22 protein-coding genes and 1 pseudogene are annotated in these 21,202 nt (G+C 67.4%); 22 read left to right on the top strand and 1 reads right to left on the bottom strand.

The window, feature by feature from the left end; all coding sequences use genetic code 11:
• Positions 1-296 precede the first annotated feature (296 nt).
• The 5 genes and pseudogenes from ALMP_RS02990 to ALMP_RS02970 all read left to right on the top strand — a co-directional run.
• Positions 297-1,592, top strand: coding sequence for an MFS transporter (locus ALMP_RS02990; protein WP_264924434.1), 1,296 nt, complete (start codon positions 297-299; stop codon positions 1,590-1,592).
• Positions 1,593-1,675: 83 nt separating this feature from the next.
• Positions 1,676-1,801 carry a hypothetical protein gene (locus tag ALMP_RS02985; protein WP_264924433.1) on the top strand — a complete coding sequence of 42 codons (126 nt, stop codon included), beginning with the start codon at positions 1,676-1,678 and terminating at the stop codon, positions 1,799-1,801.
• A gap of 380 nt (positions 1,802-2,181) precedes the next feature.
• Positions 2,182-2,961, top strand: a complete 780-nt coding sequence (locus ALMP_RS02980; protein ID WP_264924431.1) for a PspA/IM30 family protein — start codon at positions 2,182-2,184, stop codon at positions 2,959-2,961.
• Entirely contained in the window at positions 2,958-3,236 is a 279-nt protein-coding gene (locus ALMP_RS02975) for a hypothetical protein (RefSeq protein ID WP_264924430.1), read from the top strand. The genes ALMP_RS02980 and ALMP_RS02975 overlap by 4 nt, the downstream gene beginning before the upstream one ends.
• Before the next feature lie 140 nt (positions 3,237-3,376).
• A pseudogene (locus ALMP_RS02970) lies at positions 3,377-3,946 on the top strand (site-specific integrase); the annotation flags it as partial.
• A gap of 68 nt (positions 3,947-4,014) precedes the next feature.
• On the opposite strand, the gene ALMP_RS02965 reads toward ALMP_RS02970, so the two are convergent.
• Positions 4,015-4,434 (bottom strand): DUF4440 domain-containing protein, encoded by a 420-nt coding sequence (locus ALMP_RS02965; protein WP_264924429.1) that lies wholly within the window; start codon positions 4,432-4,434, stop codon positions 4,015-4,017.
• 63 nt (positions 4,435-4,497) lie between these two features.
• Between ALMP_RS02965 and ALMP_RS02960 the strand changes: the two genes are divergently transcribed.
• From ALMP_RS02960 to ALMP_RS02880, 17 genes are all read left to right on the top strand, one after another.
• A complete protein-coding gene (locus ALMP_RS02960; protein WP_264924428.1) occupies positions 4,498-4,914 on the top strand; it encodes a helix-turn-helix domain-containing protein in 417 nt (138 codons plus the stop codon).
• A gap of 744 nt (positions 4,915-5,658) precedes the next feature.
• Entirely contained in the window at positions 5,659-7,419 is a 1,761-nt protein-coding gene (locus ALMP_RS02955) for a hypothetical protein (RefSeq protein ID WP_264924427.1), read from the top strand.
• Between the two features lie 97 nt (positions 7,420-7,516).
• A complete protein-coding gene (locus tag ALMP_RS02950) occupies positions 7,517-8,614 on the top strand; it encodes a hypothetical protein (protein ID WP_264924426.1) in 1,098 nt (365 codons plus the stop codon).
• A gap of 696 nt (positions 8,615-9,310) precedes the next feature.
• A complete protein-coding gene (locus ALMP_RS02945) occupies positions 9,311-11,122 on the top strand; it encodes an IS481 family transposase (RefSeq protein WP_375803418.1) in 1,812 nt (603 codons plus the stop codon).
• Positions 11,123-11,345: 223 nt separating this feature from the next.
• Positions 11,346-12,206 (top strand): helix-turn-helix transcriptional regulator, encoded by an 861-nt coding sequence (locus ALMP_RS02940; protein ID WP_264924424.1) that lies wholly within the window; start codon positions 11,346-11,348, stop codon positions 12,204-12,206.
• Between the two features lie 90 nt (positions 12,207-12,296).
• Positions 12,297-12,695 (top strand): ATP-binding protein, encoded by a 399-nt coding sequence (locus tag ALMP_RS02935; protein ID WP_264924423.1) that lies wholly within the window; start codon positions 12,297-12,299, stop codon positions 12,693-12,695.
• Positions 12,696-12,870: 175 nt separating this feature from the next.
• Positions 12,871-13,722: a sigma-70 family RNA polymerase sigma factor gene (locus ALMP_RS02930; RefSeq protein WP_264924421.1), complete on the top strand. Its 852-nt coding sequence runs from the start codon at positions 12,871-12,873 to the stop codon at positions 13,720-13,722.
• Positions 13,719-14,537, top strand: a complete 819-nt coding sequence (locus ALMP_RS02925; protein WP_264924420.1) for a protein phosphatase 2C domain-containing protein — start codon at positions 13,719-13,721, stop codon at positions 14,535-14,537. The genes ALMP_RS02930 and ALMP_RS02925 overlap by 4 nt, the downstream gene beginning before the upstream one ends.
• Positions 14,538-14,713: 176 nt before the next feature.
• Positions 14,714-15,061: a hypothetical protein gene (locus ALMP_RS02920; RefSeq protein ID WP_264924418.1), complete on the top strand. Its 348-nt coding sequence runs from the start codon at positions 14,714-14,716 to the stop codon at positions 15,059-15,061.
• A gap of 5 nt (positions 15,062-15,066) precedes the next feature.
• The gene (locus tag ALMP_RS02915; RefSeq protein ID WP_264924417.1) at positions 15,067-16,431 is read left to right on the top strand and encodes an FtsK/SpoIIIE domain-containing protein; all 1,365 of its coding nucleotides are present in this window, start codon (positions 15,067-15,069) and stop codon (positions 16,429-16,431) included.
• A gap of 83 nt (positions 16,432-16,514) precedes the next feature.
• Entirely contained in the window at positions 16,515-17,183 is a 669-nt protein-coding gene (locus ALMP_RS02910; protein ID WP_264924415.1) for a DUF2637 domain-containing protein, read from the top strand.
• Positions 17,184-17,198: 15 nt separating this feature from the next.
• The gene (locus ALMP_RS02905; RefSeq protein WP_264924414.1) at positions 17,199-17,378 is read left to right on the top strand and encodes a mobile element transfer protein; all 180 of its coding nucleotides are present in this window, start codon (positions 17,199-17,201) and stop codon (positions 17,376-17,378) included.
• A 16-nt stretch (positions 17,379-17,394) separates the two neighbouring features.
• On the top strand, positions 17,395-17,550 hold the full coding sequence (locus tag ALMP_RS02900; RefSeq protein WP_264924412.1) for a hypothetical protein: 156 nt from the start codon (positions 17,395-17,397) through the stop codon (positions 17,548-17,550).
• A gap of 20 nt (positions 17,551-17,570) precedes the next feature.
• A complete protein-coding gene (locus tag ALMP_RS02895) occupies positions 17,571-17,870 on the top strand; it encodes a SpdD protein (RefSeq protein WP_264924411.1) in 300 nt (99 codons plus the stop codon).
• Between the two features lie 100 nt (positions 17,871-17,970).
• Positions 17,971-19,335: a replication initiator gene (locus ALMP_RS02890; protein WP_264924410.1), complete on the top strand. Its 1,365-nt coding sequence runs from the start codon at positions 17,971-17,973 to the stop codon at positions 19,333-19,335.
• Positions 19,335-19,505, top strand: coding sequence for an AlpA family transcriptional regulator (locus tag ALMP_RS02885; RefSeq protein ID WP_264924443.1), 171 nt, complete (start codon positions 19,335-19,337; stop codon positions 19,503-19,505). The genes ALMP_RS02890 and ALMP_RS02885 overlap by 1 nt, the downstream gene beginning before the upstream one ends.
• Positions 19,502-20,911, top strand: a complete 1,410-nt coding sequence (locus ALMP_RS02880) for a tyrosine-type recombinase/integrase (RefSeq protein WP_264924409.1) — start codon at positions 19,502-19,504, stop codon at positions 20,909-20,911. Before ALMP_RS02885 ends, ALMP_RS02880 begins: the two co-directional genes overlap by 4 nt.
• Positions 20,912-21,202 lie beyond the last annotated feature (291 nt).

The following is a 21,202-nucleotide window of genomic DNA, read 5'->3' as shown; positions in this document are numbered from 1 at the left end:
CGCCGCCGTGGTGTCCAGCGTCGCCGCCGCGAGCCTGACCGGGACCACGTTGAACGGCTTCACCAAGGGGTTCACCGTTGCGGGATGATCCCCGGCCGCCCGAAGCAGCACGACCAGGGCCCCTCTTAGTCGACTTCCGGGCGGTTTCACAGCCCTGGGCCACATGACAGGGGACGGCCTTCCCTGTATGGGGCGGCCCCGCGGTCACGCACGATTCCTCACCGTGCACGAGGTGCCGGGCGACACCAGCCGGCCCACCCGGGCATGTTCGTCACCGGAAAGGGCGCGACAGCGCAATGACCAACACCAGCACCGCGTCGCCACCCGTACTCGCCCGGGCGCTGATCGCCGGCTCCGGCATCATGAGCTTCGCCAACTCGGTCACCGTGCCCTTTCTGGCCGTGTTCCTCCGCAGGGAACTCGGCCTCCAGCCGGGCATGATCGGCTTCATCATCGGCTCATCGGTGTTCTTCTCGATTTTCGCCGGGTTCGTTGCGGGGGCGCTCTCGGACCTTTTCGGCCGGACCCGCCTGCTGCTGACCTCGCTCCTGGGGGTGATCGGCTCGTTCGTGGGCCTCTACTTCAGCCACGGCGTCCTTGCGGTGTTCGTCTTCAACGCGACGACGGCGTTGAGCGCCAGTTCCTTCGGGCCTGTCGGCAAGGCGCTGCTGAGCGACCTGGTCCCGCCGGGCCGACGGGTGAAGTGGTTCTCGTACCAGTACATGACCACCAACATGGGGTACGCCGTCGGGCCGGTCGCGGGTGCGGCGATCGGTCTGGCCGGCGACCGGTCGGCGTTCCTCGTCGGCGCGCTCGGCTACGGCGTCTACCTGCTCGGCCTGGGCGGAGTCCTGCTGCTGACCTCGTCGTCCGCGTCGGTCGGCGAGCCCGGCAGGACGGCCACCGGTGAGGGGCAGACGCAGCTCTTCGGCAGCGTACTCAAAGGGCTCGCGCAGAGCGCGCGGGTCGTGGCTGCCGACGCGCGGCTGCTGTTCCTCATCCTCGCCGGACTACTGCTGGAGGCCGTGCACGGCCGGGTCTCCTCGCTTCTCGCGCAGCATCTCTCCGGCGGTTTCGCCGACGGCACCGCGATCCTGGGGTACGTGCTGACCACCAACGCGGTGACCGTGGTGGTTCTGCAGTTGTTCGTCTCCCGGTTCATGGACAGGCGCAACCCCGTGACGTCCATCGTCGTCGGCGGTCTGCTGACCGTCCTCGGCATGGCCGGCTTCGCGTTCGCCGAGAACGTCTGGCACTTCGTCGCCGCGATGGTGGTGTTCTCCCTCGGCGAGATCCTCATCTACCCAGCGGAGTTCGCCATCATCGACCGCATCGCACCCGAGGACCGCCGCGGCTCGTACTTCGGCGCGCAGACCTTCGCCCAACTCGGCGTCTTCATCGGCCCCTACACCGGTGGCCTGCTGCTCGCGGCCTACGGCGGAACGACCATGTTCCTCGGTGTCGGCTCCTTCGCCCTGGCCAGTGTGGTCATCTATCTGCTCGTCGGCCGACGGGTCTCCGGTCTGGCCGGCCCCGCACCCGAGCACTCCGCGCAGCGGCCGAAGGAGGAGCATGCCGATGACACAGCGTGAGCCGGGACGGCGACTGCTGGTGCCTACCGAGCCCCCTGAGCACCTAAGTCCTGCACACCGTCGCTCTCTGACCCCTCACCGGCGTGTGGTACGTCGCCGTGGTCGAGGACGAGACCATGGCCGGGCTGCCGAATCCTGCCCGCCTTCATCGCGACCGCCTGTTCCTCGCGCTGCCGGTGTTCGTGGCCGCGGCGACCATGTCGCGCTGAACTTGAGGAGCGGCCCGATCAAGCCTGAGCCGGAGAAGCCGCATCCATGGTCACGACACCGGCCCGGTCGGCTCGCTGCTCCTGCCGCACACGCCGGTGGGCAGCCGGGCGGCGGGCACCGGGGGTCGGCCATCTCCCGGTCGCACGCAGGGCCGCCTCTGGTCGCCGTTGCCGACCCACCGGGCCGCCCGACCATCACCCCTTCGCGCCAGAGGTCCGGGATGGGGCTGTGGTGTTCTCCATGCTGCCGTTTGCAGCCGCGTCCTCGAGCGCCAGGACCAAGGTTGCGGCCCGGACAATGCCGCCGGAGCCTGGAGATGTCCCGCAGACGCGGCATGGCCTGGCTGATTCCTCACCTCGCCGAGAGGAGGCAGGCTGCTATGACCAGCATCGCCCATCGCATGGCCACCCTGTTCCGGACGAAGGCGAACAAAGCCCTGGACAAGGCGGAAGACCCGCGCGAGGTCCTGGACTACTCCTATACCCAGCAGCAGGAAATGCTGCAGAAGGTACGACGTGGTGTGGCGGACGTGGCCACCAGCCGCAAGCGCGTCGACCTGCAGATCAACCAGTTGCGCCAGTCCAGCGGCAAGCTGGAGGGACAGGCCCAGCAGGCGCTCGCCGCCGGACGCGAGGACCTCGCCCGCGAAGCCCTGAGCCGGCGCACCGCCGTAGCCTCCCAGCTCACGGACCTCCAGACCCAGCAGGCATCACTGCAGGCGGAGGAAGAGAAACTCACCGTCGCCTCACAGCGCCTCCAGGCGAAGGTGGATACCTTCCGCACGAGCAAGGAAACCATCAAGGCCCGCTACACCGCGGCCGAGGCGCAGACCCGCATCACCGAGGCCGTCACCGGCATCGGCGAGGAGATGGGCGATGTCGGCCTGGCCATGCAGCGCGCCGAGGACAAGACCGAACAACTGCAGGCCCGCGCCGGAGCACTGGACGAACTGCTCGCCTCCGGCGCCCTGGAGGACGCCACCCTGCCCGCCGGCCGCGACGACATCCAGGCCGAACTCGAGCGCGTCACCGCGGGCCAGGACGTGGACAGGGAACTGGCCCGGATGAAAGCCCAGCTCCCCGCGTCCGCCACCCCGCCGGCCGTCGAAGGCAGCAAGAGCACCGAGCAGGGCCCGCCGGACAGGGAGGCAACATCATGATCATGCGGATTCTCGGTGAGGGCCAGTACGAGATCACCGACGAACACCTCGACCGGCTGAACGAGTTGGATGCCGCCCTTCAGTCAGCAGCCGACGCCGACGACGAGACGGCGTTCACCACCGCCCTGTCGGCCCTGCTGGACGCGGTGCGCAGCCTCGGTACACCGCTGCCGGACGAGACGATCACGCCGTCCGACCTGGTGCTGCCCGACGAGGACACCAGCCTCACGCAGGTGCGGGAGCTGCTCTCCGACGAGGGCCTGATCCCGGGGTGACGTGTGGGCGTGGTCGGGGATGGCGGTCATCGGTTCGCCCTCCCTCGCTTGTCCCGTCTGCCGCCGGCCCGGGGTAGCGGCCCGGATCGGCGTCGAAGGTGGCCGCGCAGTGCGCGGAGCAGAAGAACAAGCTGGCGTGCCGTGGTCGTCGCCTCGTGGGTCTGTTCGCCGTCATGTACTTCGGTGGTCTCCGGCCGGCGGAAGCGGTCGGCCTTGCCGAGACGGACCTGACCCTTCCCGAGGAAGGCTGGGGTTCGGCGCTGCTCCACCGGACTCGTCCGTCCGTCGGCAAGCGGTGGACCGATTCGGGGAGACCCATGACGACCTCGGGCTGAAGAACCGGCCGACCGAGGGCGTGAGGCGGGTGCCGATCCCGCCTCATCTCGTCGCCGTGCTGCGCGAGCACCTGGCCACCTTCGGCACGGCGGACGACGGGCGGCTGTTCTTTAGCGAGCAGGGCACGGTCGTCCCGTCCTCGACCTACTACCGCGTGTGGCAGGAAGCCCGGCTTCTCGCGCTTCCGCCGGCCGTACGACCTCCGGCACTCGGCGCTGTCGACGTGGCTCAACGCAGGGGTCGATCCGACCGAGGTGGCCGAGCGCGCTGGCAACAGCATGGAGGTCCTGCTGACCCGCTACGCGAAGTGCCTCGACGGACGGCAGGACGTCACCAACCGCCGCATCGAGGACCTACTCCGCGAGTACGACTGACATCACCCGACCATGCCCAAGCCCCCTGGCATCCACCAGTGGCCTTGGTGTTCTCCGGGTGTGCTCGCTCAGAATGCTGGTTCCACGGTGTCCTCGGTCGGGAGTTGCTGTGCGCGGGTGCCGAAGGGGTTGTCGATGACATACCGCCAACGGCCGTCCGGACCCCGCCGGGCGATGTCGGTGGCAGTGCCCTCGACGTGCACGGCCTGTCCCTCCCGGCCGGTCCCGTCGATGACCCAGTCGACTATCAGTAGCGCCACGTCTCCGCTGCGGTACACATGCCGCGGACGGACCGCGATGGGAACTCCGAGCTCTTGCAGGCGGCCGTTTGCGGCGTGCAGGTCCGGGCCGGTCGCCGGTGTTCCCGGCTGCGGGACCAGCACTGCCGCATCCTCGTAGACCTGCGCCAACGCGGAGGCGTCGCCGCTGTTGAACCGCTCGGCGAACACCGCGGGCACCTCTTCGGGCCGATCGGCCAAGGTTCGCATGATCGACAGACGTCCTTCCGGGTCGGGAGAATCGAAGTGCCCCACACGTTAGGAGGCGATCTCGTGACTCACCGAACGGTTGGTCACCCAGCAGGGCTCCCCGACGACCCGCGCGCGAACGTCACCGCACCCACCCCCGAGTGCCCGGTGGAGATCACGCTGGCGGCACTGCACGGCCGCTGGACGACGCTGGTGGTCCGTGAACTGCTGCGTGGCGACCGCTCCTACAGCGAGTTGCGCGCGGCCCTGCCCATGTTGTCGGACAAGGTGCTGTCCGACCGGTTGGCACAGCTCGGCGAGGCCGGAGTCCTCGAGCGCGACCGTCGACCGGGCTGGCCGCCGCGAGTGCGCTACGCACTCACCCCGAGTGGACACCGCCTCGGCCCTGTCCTCCAGGCTCTGTGGGACTGGGGGGCGGGTGCGTCAGCACGAGACGGCGGCGGGGCTGAGAGTGGCCGTGAGACGAGCCCTGTTCACTGATCGGCCGGACTGAGCCGTCCCACTTGCGGCGATGCCCCAAGATCCAGTACGCGCCTCGTCCACAGACCCCGACATACGGTCGCTCCGACCGGCACACGCCTGCACATACGCGAAGACCCCGTCTTCAGCGAAAGCGCTGATGGCGGGGTCTTTGGGCACCTGATCCAAGGTGCCCCCGGCAGGATTCGAACCTGCGCACACGGCTCCGGAGGCCGCTGCATCCCCTGACGTTTACGCAGGTCGCGAGCCCGTAGTAGGCCGATAGGACGCGATCGGTCCACACATAGTCCACGGGCAGTCTGTGCGCTTCTTCGCGGCGGCGCAGCCGTTGGCGTAGTAGCTGGGAGGGCCGTGACGCTGGCGCTGAGGCAACACGCAGTCGTGGCCGTACGGCTGGGTTGTCAGAGGGCGAAGCTTTACTGGGTTCTAAAACAAGATGCAGAACCATACGATCACTGTCCGTGTGTGGGCGGCTACAACAGAGCAAGGGTTAGTCTTGCTGGTCGCACGCACCCCCTCCAGTGGAGGGAGGAACCACGAAGGAACGCGATGACCGTGACCTTGACGCCTGCCGTTGCCCGCCAGCGGGAGGAGGAGTCGACCGCAGGTGAGCCCCTGTGCAGCCCCCTGCGGCACCTCGATCCCGAGGCTGTGAGCGCAGCTGCGAAGGTCGAAAGCCGTAACCGAGAGGTTCACCTACCACCAGTCAGTACCTACAGGTGGTGGGCGCGACGTACTGCTGCGGTGAATGGCGCTCTGCTGGACGCCTTCTCGTGTGATGTCGAACAGAGGCTGCTGGTGGCAGACATGTTCGCAGGTGGAGGTGTGATCCCACTTGCGGCGGTCGTGCGCGGTCACCAGGTGTATGCCCAGGATCTCAACCCTTGGCCGGCCACTGGCTTGACCGCGATGCTGGCTTTGCCTGCAGCTGAAGAGCTCAAGGCAGCAGCTGATGCACTGGAACAGTGGGCGGAGGACGAGACAAAGTCTGCTTACGGAACGTTGTTCTCTAATGGCAGTAAGGCTTTGGTCTCGCATACATTTCGGGTCGCTACAGCTGAGTGCACTTCATGCGGTCAGAGGGCACGAATGTTCCCCCACGCACTGGTTACGCTGCTGACCCGCAAGGAACGCGGTGGTGTCCAAGCTTGGCTGGCTTGCCGACAAGGGCATCTGTTTCAGGGCGACTCCAGCACTAAGCCTAGTTGCCCGGTGTGCCAAGTGGTGGTGGACCCGAAGGCCAATTACACCCCTCGCCGATCCATCACCTGCGAGTGTGGCCACATCGACAGGCTTTCTGACAGGGCTGGCACTTGGGCTTGGGAAGTCGTGCTGGTTGAGCGCGCCACATCCAAGCGCCGTGAGCTAGATGTACCCACCGCCGACGAGTTGGAGATGGCCAACGCAGAGCGCTGGCTTCCAGACAGAAGCCTTGGAGACATCCCCGATGGGCAGGAAACCCGCGTACTCCTGCGGCACGGCTTCACCAGCTGGGATCAGCTGTACCCGAACCGACAGCGGGTGTTGCTTGAGCGGATGCTGGAAAGAACAGCTAAGTGCCACGAGGACCCTGCCGTTGTGCGAGCGGTAAGCATGGCAGTGGTCGGAAGCACTGAGATGGCCGGCCATCTGTCCCGCTGGGACCGTTACTACCTCAAGAGCTATGAGGCGATGGCCGGGCACCGTTTCAACCTGACGACCCTCGCCGTCGAGCCAAACGTCTGGGGAACAGCGGGCAGCGGACGGGGAACCGTCCTGCGCCGACTGAATCAGCTGGTAAAGGCAGCAACCTGGCTGCATGCCCGCACCGGACGGGATCTGATCGTCGAAGGGCCTTTGCAGACTTCTGGCAAGGTCAGCCCTATGGCTGAGTGCGACGTTCGCGTCGTCGGAGGGAGTAGCGAAAGAATGCTTCTTCCAGATGGAAGTGTGCATCTCGCGCTTACCGATCCCCCGTATCACGATGATGTGCAGTATGCGGAGCTATCCACACCACTTCGCGCGTGGGCCAGATTGGCTGACGCCGACCTGAGTGCCGAAGCTGTAGTTAACGCGGCCACTGGGCAACTGGTCGACGATGGAGCCTACGAGGACCTCCTGACTCGCATTTTTAGCGAAGCGCGCCGCACTTTGCGGTCCGATGGACATCTGATTTTCAGTTACGCCAATCGCAGCCCGGAAGCCTGGATCAGTGTGCTGGGAGCCTTGCAACGTTCAGGGCTGCGGGCGGCTGGTTGCGAAATTGTTCATAGCGAGAATGAAACTGACGCAGCTAAGCGAAATGTGCGGGCCTGCACCCTTGACTTGATTCTGGATCTTGTCCCAGTTGGAAACCGCCCGCTGAAGCAGCACAGTCCTAGGGTGCCGCAGCAGACGCCTGAAACCGAATTTCTTTTGGCCGTTTCGAGAACCTTCCTGGAAGTCGGGCAGCTGCCTGATGGCTGGGAAGACGGTTTCAAAAAGGAGCTGCGAGAAACCGATTTCATCGGCCAGCGTCCGCAATAAAATACTGCAGGAAAGTGGCGAGCTGGGTGTTTTAATATCCCAGTTCGCCACATGATACTTACGGCCTACTCGATATCGGGTTGAATGAGGGGGAAGTATGGGTGGGGTAATGGATGGCAATCTTGTTGACAAGGTCTCAGCTGCTAACGACTGGAATGATAGAGTCTCGCTAATTCGGCAGATTCCTGAGAGGTACGGGCGAGCGGCTCAGCAAGAGGTTTACGCCTCGATCGCTGAGCAGATTTACGTTCCGCATTTGACGCCAGATTTCGCGTATGTGTATCCGCGTAAAGATTATGAACTCGAAGGCGTAGCTAAGTCTCTTAGGTTTGCGGCTGAAGGAACGGACGGATTTACCCGTGTCTCGGTAGACGATCTGGCGAGTGCCATAATGACTCAGCCCGAATCGCTTCTCTGTTTCCGTTTGATTTTGGCATACACGGTGCAGGAGCTCGCGATTGCAGTAGCCATTGTGGCTGAGGATCTAGAGGTAAAGGTAGATGTCAGTCACAATAGGCTAAAGAGGTTCGAGTCGGGCGCCGAAGTTTCATCGAGCGTGGCAAAGGTGCTCGCCGTGACGATCGACCGGGCTGTTTCGAATACGCTGTTCCCTGACCCCGGTGAGGCGCTGGTAAGTAAGCAGAGGCGCCCGGACCTTAGCGCAGGCTGGCAGAGTGTCAGAAAGCTGTTCGCCGAGGGGGTTCCTTACTCTATGCTGCTGCATCAGCGCCATTATGGCGGGGCGTTCCGGCAGCTTCTCGATGCCACCAGCTCTCTCCGTGGAAATGTTCTGGAAAACGCAGTGGAGAGCCTTTTCGAACAGTCCGGTATTTCTTGCGTACGCACTGGTAGCGCCAATCAGGCGGATATTGAAAAGCGATTCAGCATTACAGTTAAGCCCGCACCGGACTTTGTGGTATATTCTCAATCTTCCCCGACTGTGCCTAGGGCATTCCTTGAATGCAAGCTGGTCAATGATGGCGGTACAGCCAGGGATAAGGCGGGCCGATTCCTGAACTTGCGTGAGGCAGGGAGAAAGCATGGAGGTGTGCCCGTATTTGCCGTACTGGGCGGGGTCGGGTGGCGGCGAGTCAATGACGCTCTGGGGCCGGTAGTCGAAGCATGTGATGGGCGCGTATTTACGTTGAACACTCTTGATCAGATGCTCACGACGGAGCCTTTGTCGTCCATGTAGCGCGGGTTCACCCCCAACGCTGCCGCTACCAAACATCCCAGTCCCATCCCGTAGGCCCTGGATGGCACTCACTCAGCGCGGCATGGTCGATGACGTACTGGAGGGAGGCCTTCGGATATGTCGCTGCGGAACGGCGGTCGCGGCGGCGCCTTTTCCTTCCTCGTTCAACGATGCGCGACAGCCGTGAGTTGGCAGTTCGGCGCATGTACACGTGAGGTCGGTGGAGCGGCTTTGGGGTGGCGCTGCTTTGGCGCGAGTGATCATGGCCCCGTAAGCTTCCGGCGAGTCGGGCAGTCTGTGGACCTGCCCGGTAAAGCACGACGTTGGGGCCATGATCTTCGAGGCTCGCGCCAAAGTGGCTCCGTAAAGCCGCGGAGCCGACCGTCCCAGCCATGATGCACCCCTTCTCTGGCTCTGGCGGCTGATTGCTGTGCGCGGCACGGGCATCGGCCGGGCTGGAGCGGGGCGGAGACAGGAGCGCAGGCCCGGCCGGGGGCCGGGCCGCGCGCGGGGAGCGGAGCGAGCCGCCTTGAACCAGTAGAGAAAGTTTGAATCATGGTCCTGGTGATCACCTGTCCGGTCCCGGGAGATGCTTGACACTTCGGTCCCAGCTGATGGTTGACAGTGGCCGTGATCGGCTTTTCTGTGCGCGTCGTTGCGGCGTGTGGCAGGAGGCCGGGATTGGCGCTGGTGGAGTTGTCGGTTGTCGAGCAGAGATACCGGGCCGTCTTGGCCGTGCTGGCGGGTGCGACGGTGACGGAGATTGCCGCGTCGCTGGGGGTGTCGCGGCAGACGGTGAGCGGGTGGAAGTCGAGGTATGCCGCCTCGGGCCTGGCGGGGCTGGCGGATCGGTCACGCAGGCCGGCCTCGTGTCCGCATCAGGCCTCCGCCGAGGTGGAGACGGCGGTGTGTGAGCTGCGGCGCAAGCACCCTCGCTGGGGTCCGCGGCGGATCGCTCATGCGCTGGAGCGGTCCGGGGCGGTGAGCCCGCTGCCGTCACGGATGACCGTGTATCGGATCCTGGTCCGTCACGGTCTGGTGGAGCCGGGGGTTCGGCGGCGGAAGCGGTCGGATTACAAGCGCTGGCAGCGGGATCGGCCGATGCAGCTGTGGCAGATGGACATCGTCGGCGGCGTGATGCTGGTCAACACGGTGACCGGTGAGCTGACCGAGGCCAAGGTCGTGACTGGAGTGGATGACCATTCCCGGTATTGCGTGATCGCGTCGGTGGTCGAGCGGGCGACCGGTCGGGCGGTGTGCTCGGCGTTCGCGGGGGCCCTGCGGAGGTTCGGGGTGCCGGAAGAGGTGCTGACCGACAACGGCAAGCAGTTCACCGACCGGTTCGGGCAGGGCGGTGAGGTGCTGTTCGACCGGATCTGCCGGGAGAACGGGATCGCGCATCGGCTGACGCAGCCGGCGTCGCCGACCACGACGGGCAAGGTCGAGCGGTTCCATCAGACGCTGCGGCGCGAACTCCTCGACGACTGCGGTGCGTTCGAGAGCATCGAAGCTGCCCAGGCGGCACTGGATCGTTGGGTGCAGGAATACAACTCGATGCGTCCGCATCAGGCCCTGGACATGCAGTCTCCGGGAGACCGGTTCACCCTGGTGCCCGAGGAGGAGCGGGACGTGCTGGGACTGAAGATTCCCGGAGTGCTGGCGCTGGTGCCGCAGCAGCGGACACCTCCAGCGGACCCGGAGCCGGCTCCGGCTGAAGCGTCGGCTGTGCCCGCCGCCCTGCCTGAGGTGGTCCCGGCCGTGGTGCCGGTGGAGCCCGGTGGGCCGGTGGAGTTCGATCGGGTGGTGCCTGCGAGTGGGAATCTGCAGGTCGCGGGCAAGCAGTTCTGGCTGGGTCCGTCCCGTTCGGGGCTGACGGTGACGTTCTGGGCCGACACCTCGGTGATCCATCTGCTGATCGCCGGGACGCGGATCAAGAGTGTGCGTTCGCACCTGTCGGTGGCGGATCTGGGACGGCTGGCGGCCCGGGGCGGACGTGCGGCCGGGCCGGCACCGCTGCCTGCCGGCGACGGGGCGGCGTTCGAGGTGGACCGGTTGGTGAACAACAGCGGGCTGGTGAACCTGGGCGGGCGCCAGGTCCTGGCGGCGGAGATCCTCGGCGGCCGCCAGGTCGGCATCAGGATCGATGACGAGACGCTGTCGTTCTTCGACCTGTCCTCGCGACAGCTGCTGCGGGTGCGGCCCAACCCGCTCACCGGCGACGAGGTGCGGCGTCTGCGGGGACTGCGGCCCGCGGGCACGCCGCCACGGCCAAGCGTGGAGCCGGTCCGCGTCCAGCGGCGGATCAGCGCAGTGGGCACGATCATGGTCTGTCGGCAGATTGTCTCGCTCGGTCGCCCCTACGCGGGCCAGACCGTGACCGTGCACGTGTCGGACTCGACGATCACCGTCGAGCTGGACGGCCAGGTTCGCGTCATCCAGCGCACCACCGACATCCCCGTCCGCCACGTGAAGGCGAACAAGCCCTACAAGGTTTCCGATGTTGTCTAGGCCCACCGTCAAGCATCACCTGGGACCAGAACGTCAGCCATCAGCTGGGACTAGACATAACGTGAAAGCGAACAAGCCCCACGGGGCTCCCTATGTTGTCTAGGCCCACCGTCAAGCATCACCTGGGATCAGAACGTCAGGCATCAGCTGGGATCCGACATCCTGGTGATCACCTGGGCTCATGCGTCCGGTCCCTGCTGCACGGTGGTGTAGAACCCTCGGTATGGGGAGTGAGCGGCAAGAGCGGATGAAGGCGCTGGGGGCGCGTCTTCGTGGGCTTCGTGTGGGGGCCGGCCTGACCGGTGCCGTGGTGGCGCAGAGAGCTGGCGTGGGACAGCCGACCGTGTCCAAGGTCGAGACCGGCCGGATGGTTCCCAGCGTGGAAGTCCTGGGGCGGCTGTCGTCTGCTCTTGGTCTGGATGAGTCGATGGAACGGGAGGTGCGTGACCTCCTGGCCGCCGTTGAGGCCGCGCCTTCCACCCCAGAAGCCTCCGAGGACGAGTCGCTCCTCGGGGCTGTCGTCGATGACGCTGTTCGCTCGGCTCGGTTGGTGCGGTCGTTCCAATGCGTCGTTCTGCCGGCCATGCTCCAGAGCGCTGAGTACGCCCGTCACGTCTTCGAGAGCGCGCCGCATGCCACCCCGGAGGCTGTCGGCCGGGCCGTCGCTGCCCGTATCGACCGGCAGAGCGTCTTGTACGAGCCGGGGCGGGAGTCGGTGTTCGTCCTGACCGAAGGGGTGCTGCGGACCTGGCCCGGTTCGCCGGCGCTGATGCTCGCGCAGCTCGACCGGCTGTTGGCTGTGGAGAGTCTCAGCACCGTTCGGCTGGGCGTCATCCCCTGGCGTCATGCGGTGCCGGTCATGCCTCGCCACGGGTTCACCTTGTGCGACCAGCGGTCCGTCGTCGTCGAGACCTTCCGGAATGAGCGGCTCGTCGACGACCTGGCCGAGGTTGCGGCGTACGAGGAGACGTTCAGCCGCTTCGGAGAAGCCGCCGTCTACGGGAGCGAGGCACGGGAGTTGCTGCTCCGCATGATGAAGGAGTTCCAGGAGCTGTCGCACTCCATCCACCCGATCGAGGAATAATTCCTCAAGATGCCTGGCTCGTGAGTTGGGCATGGGAATACTCTGCTCGCTGTGCCGTCTAGCCCCCTAGACGAAGAGGAGAGATTTCCCATGCCCAAAAAGTGGTGCCGCCTGTTCCCCGGCATGCCCTGGCAGGTGAGCGAGGCTCGCCGCTTCGTGGCCGGCCTGCTCGCGGACGAAGGCAAAGCCGTGGTCGAGGACGCCGAACTGGTCGTTGGTGAGCTGGCATCCAACGCGGTCCGTCACACGCGGAGCGGCTGGTACCGGGGGTGGTTCCTGGTGATCGTCGGCTTCAGTGACGACACGGTGCGCATCGAGGTGATCGACCAGGGCAGCGACGATGAGCCGCTGGTCCGCAGCGTGCGCAGTCCGGTGGAAGAGGGTGGTCGAGGGCTGCTGCTGATCGCGGCGTGCGCCGAGAACTGGGGCGTGAAGGACCGCCCCGGCGGGCGTTGCATCTGGGCCGACTTGGCGCGGGTGAGTGGGTGATGGCTTCCTGCGCGGTGGTGGTCCGTGGCCGACTGCCGGGCAGTGAGGGGTGAGTCCTCGGGGTGTACCTCGTCGCAGAGCCGGTTTCTATGTGATCGGTGCTTACTCGGGAAGGCCACTCCCGGCCATTCCGTCTAGGGCCCTAGACTCCTGGGTAAATCTAGGAGGAGAGGTCATGTCGGACGAGTTGCAGCGCATCATGTCGATCGATGATCCGTACCTGCTCTTGCGCGAGGTCACGACCCGGTTGGCCGACGCGCAGCAGGAGGTGACCGAACTCGCCCGCCTCCGCCGGCGCGTGGTTCAGGACCTCCATGCGCAAGGGCTGTCGTACTCGCAGATCGCGGTGAAGGCAGGCCTGAGCCGAGGGCGCATTCACCAGATCCGCCACACGGGACCGGCGCCGGAGGGGGCCTTCCTCGGACGCGGGGCAATCATCGTCGCGACTCCGCTGCGGCGGGACGATGAACACGGGCGCACGGTCGTCGCCGTCGACGACGTCAGCTCGGGCAAGCGTCTGGAAGACCTCGCGCGGTCGTACGGACTCGACGTCACCTCGGAACACGTACCGGTGAGCGGCGAGATCGACCTCGACCGTGACGGCCTGGTCGTCGTCTGCGGCCCGCGCATGTCTCAGCAAATGCGGGACACGTACGCGCAGGATCCCGTACTGCACTGGGAGTGCGCCGAAGACGGGCAGTGGACCGTCGTCGACCGGCAGACCGGCACGGTATACGAGTCCGGGCAGGACAGCGATCCGGCCCGTCCGTACGACGTCGGCTACATCGGCAGGCTGCCGCGCCCCGACGGCAAGGGCACGTTCCTCGCAGTCGCCGGTATTCACACCCAAGGGTCCCTCGGTGTCGTCCAGTTGCTCGTTTCCGATCTGAACGCGTTCTGGGGGCAGGTGGGCGAGCACCCCTTCTCCACCCTGGTCGGCGTCGAGTACGACCCGGAGACCAGTGAGCCCCGTTCGGTCGAGCTGCTCACGCCTCTCTACCGGCACGACGAGGAGACGTCGGCGTGAGGGTCACCCTCAGCTCACTGCCTGCGGAACCGGGCCGGGAGAACGAGGACTTCGCCGCCGCCGGTTCCGGGGCGGCCGTTCTCCTCGACGGCGCTGGCGTGGCCGGAGCGGAAACCGGCTGCAAGCACGGCGTCGCCTGGTTCTCCGCGACGCTGGGCGGACTGCTGCTGGGCATCATCACAGCACATCCCGCACAACCGTTGGCTGCGTGCCTGGCCGATGCGATCAGTGCCGTCCGGTCTCTACATGAGGACAGTTGCGACCTGGCTTATCGGGCCAGTCCGACCAGTACCGTCGTCGCCGTGCGGGCCAGTGAGGGGACTCTCGAGTACCTCGTGCTTGGGGACTCGTCCCTTCTTCTGGCCGACAGGGACGGAGCGACGACGGCCCTCACGGACCAGCGCCTGGACGACGTCGGCAAGCGGCTGCGTGGCTCGGTCGACGCGTTGCCCACCGGTTCACCCGAGCACGCTGTCGCCCTGGCCGAGTACCGCGATGCCCTGACAGGACTGCGCAATCGGCCGGGCGGCTTCTGGATCGCCGGGCCCGACCCACAGGCCGCCGAACACGCCCTCACTGGGACCGTGTCGCTGGATTCGCTGGCGTCCGTGTCGCTGCTGAGCGACGGCGCGACGCGACTCGTCGACCGCTTCGAACTCTCCTCATGGCAGGAGACGTTGGCCGTTCTCGGTTCGTCGGGGCCGGATGAGTTGATCCGCCGCGTGCGCGAAGCTGAGGCCGGCGACCCCCACGGTCGACGCTGGCCACGGGGCAAGGCGTACGACGACGCCACGGCCCTGCACTGGGAGCTGTAGGGCGTCCGCGCGTTCTGAGACGCCTTCGTATATCCCCCTAGACAGTTCCAGGGGTGCGGGTTACCGTATCCGTCAAGCCCCCTAGACGATTACGGGAATCCACAACCCCGCTGTCTAGGGGGGTATACAAGCCACGGTGTCCGATCGGCAGGCACCACCAACCAGTGAGGTTCAGAATGCGCGTCATCCCCGTGGACACCTCCGCCGCAACGCTCCTCGTGACCAAGCTGCCGGAGGTCAAGGTGAGGGACCGTCAGTCCGGTGAGATCGCCCTCGACCCGACGACGAACGAGCGGCTCATGGTGCTGGAGCTGGTGTTCATCGCGCAGGGCGGCTCCGACATGATCAAGGTCACGGTGCCGGAGCCGGGCATCGGTGAGGGCCTAGTGATGGGCGCCCCGGTCATCCTGTCCGGCCTCGTGGCGCGGCCGTGGGAGAGCGAGTTCGGCGGGCGCCTGCGGCACGGCATCGCCTACAGGGCCGATGCGGTCATGGTGAACGCCCCGGCGCCGGTGAAGGGCTGAACGCCATGGCCGACGCCGTCTGGTCCGTGACGCTGTGCCTGCTGGCACTGGCCGCTCTGCTGGTGCTGAACCGCCGTCTGCCGGTGGCGTACTGGTGGCTCGTCGGCTATCCGATCATCGCGCTGCGCGTCCTTGCCACCTATCGGGCGACGATGGACGCATGCGGCCTGACGGTCCCGGCGTCCGCCATGCGTCGGGCCACGGCTCGGCTGGTCGGCCGTGAGGCGGCGCCCGTTCCTCCTCGTCGGTCGCTGCCGCTGCCGACGGGGTCCGGGCTGGTGCTGCGGCTGCGCATGGCGGCCGGGCAGGCGCCCGAGGACTTCATCGCCTCGGCTGACCGGCTGCGGCACGCCTGGGCCGTACACGCCGTCCACATCCGCCCGACCAAGCCTGGGCGGCTCGAACTGCGGCTGATCGGCTGGGACGTGCTCGCGGACGTGCGGCACCCCCGACGGTGGCGGCAGAGCGGCGGCCTGCTCTCCCTGCCGCTGGCTCTCCGGGATGACGGGCGCTGGCACGTCCGGGACTTCCGTACCGTCCCGCACGAACTGATCCTCGGCGCCACACAGTCCGGCAAGTCCGTCTACCTGCGGAACCTGGTCTGCGGGCTGGCCCGGCAACCGGTCGTCCTCGTCGGCATCGACTGCAAGTGGGGCGTGGAGCTGGCCCCGTTCGCGCCCCGGCTGTCGGCGCTCGCGGACACGCCGGACCGTGCGAACGAACTCCTCGACGTCCTACTGGAAGAGATGGAGGCACGGTTCCGTCTGATCGGTCTCGCCTCCGGGGCCGGGCCGGACGCCGTGCTCACCTCGGACGTATGGGGGCTGCCGGAAAAGGTACGGCCGGTGCCGGTCGTGGTCGTCGTCGACGAGGTGGCGGAACTCTTCCTTGCCGCCAACCGGGACGACGAGAAGCGACGCGACGCCATGGTCACCAAGCTGATCCGCATTGCCCAGCTCGGGCGCGCGGCCGGCATCTACCTGGAAGTGTGCGGGCAGCGCTTCGGCTCCGAACTCGGCAAGGGCGCCACCATGCTCCGCGCCCAGCTCACCGGCCGTGTCTGCCACCGCGTCAACGACGAGTCCTCGGCGAACATGGCGCTGGCCGACATCTCCCCTGAGGCGGCGCTCGCCGCAACGTCCATCCCGGCCGACCGGCCCGGCGTGGCGATCGTGGGTGACTCCTCGGGCGGCTGGTCCCGCGCCCGTTCCCCGCACGTCACCCTCGACGAGGCGGCGGCCGTCTGCAAGGCCACCTCAGCGCTCGTACCTCAACTGCCGCGCCTCGACTCCTTCCGTCCCGCCGTCGCCGCCGAGCCCACCGACGTATCGGCGGCGGCTCTGCCCACCGCTCGCCCGGTGACCGAGTAGCCGTTCCTCCTCCCCACGGTCGGCGTGACCGCCTCGCGCCAAGTCCCTACCCCGCCCATGCCTCGAACAGGAGGGAACAGCTGATGCGTGCCCGCCTCGCCCACGTGGACGCGGTGATCATCCAGGCCGTCATAGCGGGCGCCCTGTCCTTCTCCCATCTGCATGACTTGGCGGAGGCGGCCGGGCAGGGCGGCTGGAAGGCGTGGGCCTACCCGGTCAGCGTCGACCTGTTGCTGGTCGCCGCCTGGCGCCGGATGCGCGAACAGCAGCGCGCCGGACAACCGGCCGGGGGACCGCGCCTGTGGTTCCTCGTCGCCCTGGCCGCCTCGCTCGGTGCCAACGTCGCCACGGCCGGACTCCTCGACCTGGACGACGTCCCCGCCTCCCTCCGCGTCGTGGTGGCCGGGTGGCCGGCCGTCGCCTTCTTCGGCGGAACCCTCCTCGCCCACACACCGCGCACCCCGCAGGTACCGGCGTCCTCGGTGGCCGAGGAGACGGAACCCGACCCGCCGTCCGCGCCGACTGCGGTCGAGGAGACCCACCTCGACGCCCTTCCGGCGACGCCCACGGACCCCGCACCCGCCCCGGCGTCCGCTCCCGCTGTGTCCCTGCCACCTGCCCTCGTCGACCGCGTCCGCGCCCTCGCCGAGGAACACCGCGCCACCACCGGCCAACCCGCCGACCCCGACACCGTTCGGGCCCGGCTCGGCCTGCCGCCGTCCATGACGGCAACCGTCGCTGCCCACCTCTGAGAAAGGACCGCCCACGTGCCCCCGCGATTCCGCAACGTCCGCCGCATCGGTCCGGTCCAGGTCGCCTCGTTTCTCGCCCGTGGCCGCAACCGCCACCTGGCCGCCTGCACCGCACCGCGCTGCGACTTCTCCGCCGAGTACGACAGCCGCGCCGCCGCCGAACTCGCCGCCCGCACCCACCGCTGCAAGGCCTGACAGGAGAACCCCCGCCATGGACGTCCCCCTCTGGTTCGCCGTCCTCGTCGTCGCCGTCCTCGGCATCCAGCTCGCCCGCCCGCCGTGGTGGCTGGTCGCCCTGCTCCTCCTCGGCGGCTACCTCATCGCCAACAGCGTCCTCGCCCCCACCGTCGCCACCCTCCTCGACTGACTACAGAAGGGATCACCCACGTGTTCACCCCGAAGTACCCGCCGCAGGACACCGCACCGATCCCCACCACTACGCCCCCGACCGCCCACACCCCGGCGCCCTACCTCCCGGCCAACCCCCCGATCCCGCCCGCCCCGGCCTCCAACCGGCCGATGATCCAGCTCACCCCCGGCAGCGCCTTAACCCTCGCCGTGGGCGGCGGGGCCGTGGTCCTGGTCGTCGGCGCGGTCCTGGTCTCCCTGCTCCTCGCGGTCGCCGTCACCGCAACCTCCGTCGCCGTCTGCGCGGTCACCATCCGCTCCATCCTCAAGAGCCGCTGACCCTTCCGCTCATCTCCACCTCGGCTTGCCCATGTTGTCTAGCCCCCTGGACAAGCCGGGGTGTCAGCTCCATCCCTCGCACCCGAGGAGGCACCCCCACATGCGCCCCACGGCTCCGACGGGAGCCCTCCGCCTGCTGGCGGCCCTCGCCCAGCACGGCGACCTCAGCACCTACGCACGACAGATCCAACGGCTCGGCGGCTGCGAGCGGCCCATCCGGATGGAGGGTCACCGCCTCGACGTCCACGCCGCGACCGGAGAGATCGTCCGTGAGGTCATCGACCGCGACCTTCCGGCCGGGCAGCTCCTCATCCGCTGCAACAACCGCCGCGCCACCAGGTGCGCCGCCTGCGCCGAGGTCTACCGCAAGGACACCTTCCACCTCGTCACGGCCGGCCTGAGCGGCGGCAAGGGGATCAGTCCGGCCGTCGCCCGACACCCCCGCGTCTTCGCGACCTTCACGGCCCCGTCCTTCGGCCCCGTCCACAACCGACCCGGCAACGGCCGCTGCCGCTGCGGACGCCTCCACCCGCAGGACGACCCCGCCCTGGGCACGCCCCTGAATCCCGCGCGCTACGACTACCGCGCCGCCGTCCTGTGGAACGCCCACGCGGGCGCCCTGTGGGGCCGGTTCACCACCTACCTGCGCCAGCAACTCGCCTCCCGCGCGGGCATCGGCCGCACCGAGCTGCGCCACCACCTCAAGGTCTCGTACGCCAAGGTCGCTGAGTACCAACGGCGCGGGGCCGTCCACTTCCACGCCGTGATCCGTCTCGACGGCCCCGAGGGCGCAGACGACGCCCCACCGCCCTGGGCCACCACCGAACTCCTCACGGACGCCATCCGCTCGGCGGCACGACTTGCCGAAGCCCCCGGCCCGACCCTCGACGACCGCGAGTACACCTTCCGCTTCGGTGAACAGCTCGACATCCGGCCCATCCGCTCGGCCGACTTCACCGGGACCACCGAGCTGACCAGCCGAGCCGTGGCGGCCTACATCGCCAAGTACGCCACCAAGGGCGCCGAAAGCGCGACGGGCACCCTCGACCGCCGGATCCGCAACCCGATCACCGACCTGATCGGCGCCGAGGTCACCGACCACGCCCGGCAGATGATCCTCACCTGTTGGCACCTCGGCGCCCTGCCCGAACTCGAAGACCTGCGCCTGCGCAAGTGGGCCCACATGCTCGGCTTCCGCGGCCACTTCTCCACCAAGTCCCGCGCCTACTCCGTCACCCTCGGCGCACTCCGCCAGGAACGCGCCGACCACAACGAAGCACTCACCCGCGAACGCGCGGCCGAAGCGGGTCACCCTCTGCCCGACCCGGACACCGTCCTGGTCCTCTCCCACTGGCGCTTCGCCGGCACCGGCCTGACCGCCGCGGAAACCTGGCTCGCCACCTCACGACGGCCTGCGCCTGACACGGAAGGAGATTCGGCTTGGACCGCCGACGAGACGAACTGATGACTGTTCCGCAGATCCTCGCCGAGCTGGGCGGTGTTTCCCGCCGCACCTTCTACCGCTGGCGTGAGCTTGGGCAGGCACCTGAGGCGATCAAGCTTCCGAACGGCGAACTCCGCGTGTGGCGCAGCGACTTCACCTCTTGGCTGCATGGACTCCAGGAGGCGGCGTGAAGTCCTACGACGTGCGGATCTGGGGCATCCGCAAAAGGCCGACGAAGACCGCTTCGTATGAGGTGCGCTGGAAGGTCGCCGGCACGTTGCCGTTCTCCGAGACCCTGCGGACCAAGGCCCTTGCCGACAACTTCCGCGCGCAGCTCCTACGAGCCGTGCAGAAGGGGGAGGCATTCGACACAGAGACCGGTCTGCCGGACTCGATGGCACCCGTCAAACCGTCCCTCAGCTGGTATGACTTCGCCCGCTCGTACATCGCCATGAAGTGGCCCCACGCCGCGCCGAACTCCCGAGACAGTGCAAACGAGACGATGACGCTCGTCACGACCCAACTGCTCGGGGACCGGCCGGGACGGCCGACTGATGACGTGCTTCGACGTGCTCTGCGCGGCTGGGCCTTCGTCGTCCAAGACGGGGACGAGGAGTCGTCGCTGCCCGTCGACATCGAGAACGCTTTGCGCTGGGTGGCCAAAGCTTCCCTGCCGCTGGCGACCCTCAAGAACCCGGCGGACATCCGGCGCGTCCTTGACTCGCTCAAGCTCACGTTGTCCGGCGCCCCGGCCGCTGCCGAGACGGTACGGCGCAAGCGGGCCGTCCTCTACAACGCCCTCGCCTACGCGGTAGAGCTGGGGGAGCTCCCCGAAAACCCGGTCACCCTGGTGAAGTGGAAGCCGCCCAAGGTCTCCAAGGAGGTGGACCGCCGGGTCGTCGTGAACCCTCGGCAAGCCGGACAACTTCTGGCCGCAGTGTCGTACGTGGGCGGATATCGCCGGGCACGCGGACGTCGTCTCGTCGCGCTGTTCGCTTGCATGTACTTCGGGGGTCTGCGTCCGGCTGAAGCGGTGGCGCTGCGCCGCCAGGACTGCACGCTGCCGGACAGCGGTTGGGGCTCGCTGATTCTGGAGAAGAGCCGCCCGACCGTCGGGAAGCGCTGGACCGGTACAGGCGCCGTGCATGACCACCGTGGCTTGAAGAACCGACCGGTGAACGAGACTCGCGTTGTACCGATCCCGCCTCGCCTCGTGCGCATGCTCCTCGCCCACGTCGAAGAATTCGGCACTGCCGAGGACGGCCGGCTGTTCGCCAACGAACGCGGGGGAGTGGTCGCCTCGACCACGTACTGGCGTGTCTGGGACGAGGCGCGGCACCTGGCGCTCACGCCGGAACAGGTGGCATCACCGCTGGCCGCTCGCCCGTACGACCTACGGCACGCGGCGCTGTCGTCGTGGCTGAACGCGGGGGTGGATCCGACGGAGGTTGCGGAGCGTGCCGGTAACAGCTTGGAGGTGCTGCTGAGCCGGTACGCGAAGTGCATCGACGGTCGCCAGGACATCGCCAACCGCAGGATTGCCGAACTTCTCGGGGAGGAGTGCGGCGGAGAGGAGGGGCAGGCAGACGCGCCCTGATCCCGACACGCTTCGGCCGTGAGCGCGGCATGATGGCCCCCGGACGCCCGTCCGGGGGCCTCGGCGTTTCCCTGGGCCTACCTGCGGTTTTGTGCCCAGTGGCCTGGCCGCGAATAGGCCGCGGACCCCGACACACAGCCGCTCCGACCGGCACACACCTGCACATACGCGAAGACCCCGTCCTCAGCAAAAGCGCTGATGGCGGGGTCTTTGGGCACCTACTTCAAGGTGCCCCCGGCAGGATTCGAACCTGCGCACACGGCTCCGGAGGCCGTTGCTCTATCCCCTGAG

Source organism: Streptomyces sp. A012304, from assembly GCF_026008495.1.
In the GTDB taxonomy this organism is placed as follows: domain Bacteria; phylum Actinomycetota; class Actinomycetes; order Streptomycetales; family Streptomycetaceae; genus Streptomyces.
This window is presented reverse-complemented; position numbering and strand designations above follow the sequence as displayed.

Excerpts from the sequence above, each read along its gene's own strand:
- ALMP_RS02940 (WP_264924424.1), top strand. The coding sequence starts at position 11,346 with ATGGGGAGTGAGCGGCAAGAGCGGATGAAGGCGCTGGGGGCGCGTCTT.
- ALMP_RS02915 (WP_264924417.1), top strand. The coding sequence starts at position 15,067 with ATGGCCGACGCCGTCTGGTCCGTGACGCTGTGCCTGCTGGCACTGGCC.
- ALMP_RS02980 (WP_264924431.1), top strand. The coding sequence starts at position 2,182 with ATGACCAGCATCGCCCATCGCATGGCCACCCTGTTCCGGACGAAGGCG.
- ALMP_RS02930 (WP_264924421.1), top strand. The coding sequence starts at position 12,871 with ATGTCGGACGAGTTGCAGCGCATCATGTCGATCGATGATCCGTACCTG.
- ALMP_RS02890 (WP_264924410.1), top strand. The coding sequence starts at position 17,971 with ATGCGCCCCACGGCTCCGACGGGAGCCCTCCGCCTGCTGGCGGCCCTC.
- ALMP_RS02965 (WP_264924429.1), bottom strand. The coding sequence starts at position 4,434 with ATGCGAACCTTGGCCGATCGGCCCGAAGAGGTGCCCGCGGTGTTCGCC.
- ALMP_RS02910 (WP_264924415.1), top strand. The coding sequence starts at position 16,515 with ATGCGTGCCCGCCTCGCCCACGTGGACGCGGTGATCATCCAGGCCGTC.
- ALMP_RS02975 (WP_264924430.1), top strand. The coding sequence starts at position 2,958 with ATGATCATGCGGATTCTCGGTGAGGGCCAGTACGAGATCACCGACGAA.
- ALMP_RS02990 (WP_264924434.1), top strand. The coding sequence starts at position 297 with ATGACCAACACCAGCACCGCGTCGCCACCCGTACTCGCCCGGGCGCTG.
- ALMP_RS02900 (WP_264924412.1), top strand. The coding sequence starts at position 17,395 with ATGGACGTCCCCCTCTGGTTCGCCGTCCTCGTCGTCGCCGTCCTCGGC.
- ALMP_RS02950 (WP_264924426.1), top strand. The coding sequence starts at position 7,517 with ATGGGTGGGGTAATGGATGGCAATCTTGTTGACAAGGTCTCAGCTGCT.
- ALMP_RS02935 (WP_264924423.1), top strand. The coding sequence starts at position 12,297 with ATGCCCAAAAAGTGGTGCCGCCTGTTCCCCGGCATGCCCTGGCAGGTG.
- ALMP_RS02885 (WP_264924443.1), top strand. The coding sequence starts at position 19,335 with ATGACTGTTCCGCAGATCCTCGCCGAGCTGGGCGGTGTTTCCCGCCGC.
- ALMP_RS02920 (WP_264924418.1), top strand. The coding sequence starts at position 14,714 with ATGCGCGTCATCCCCGTGGACACCTCCGCCGCAACGCTCCTCGTGACC.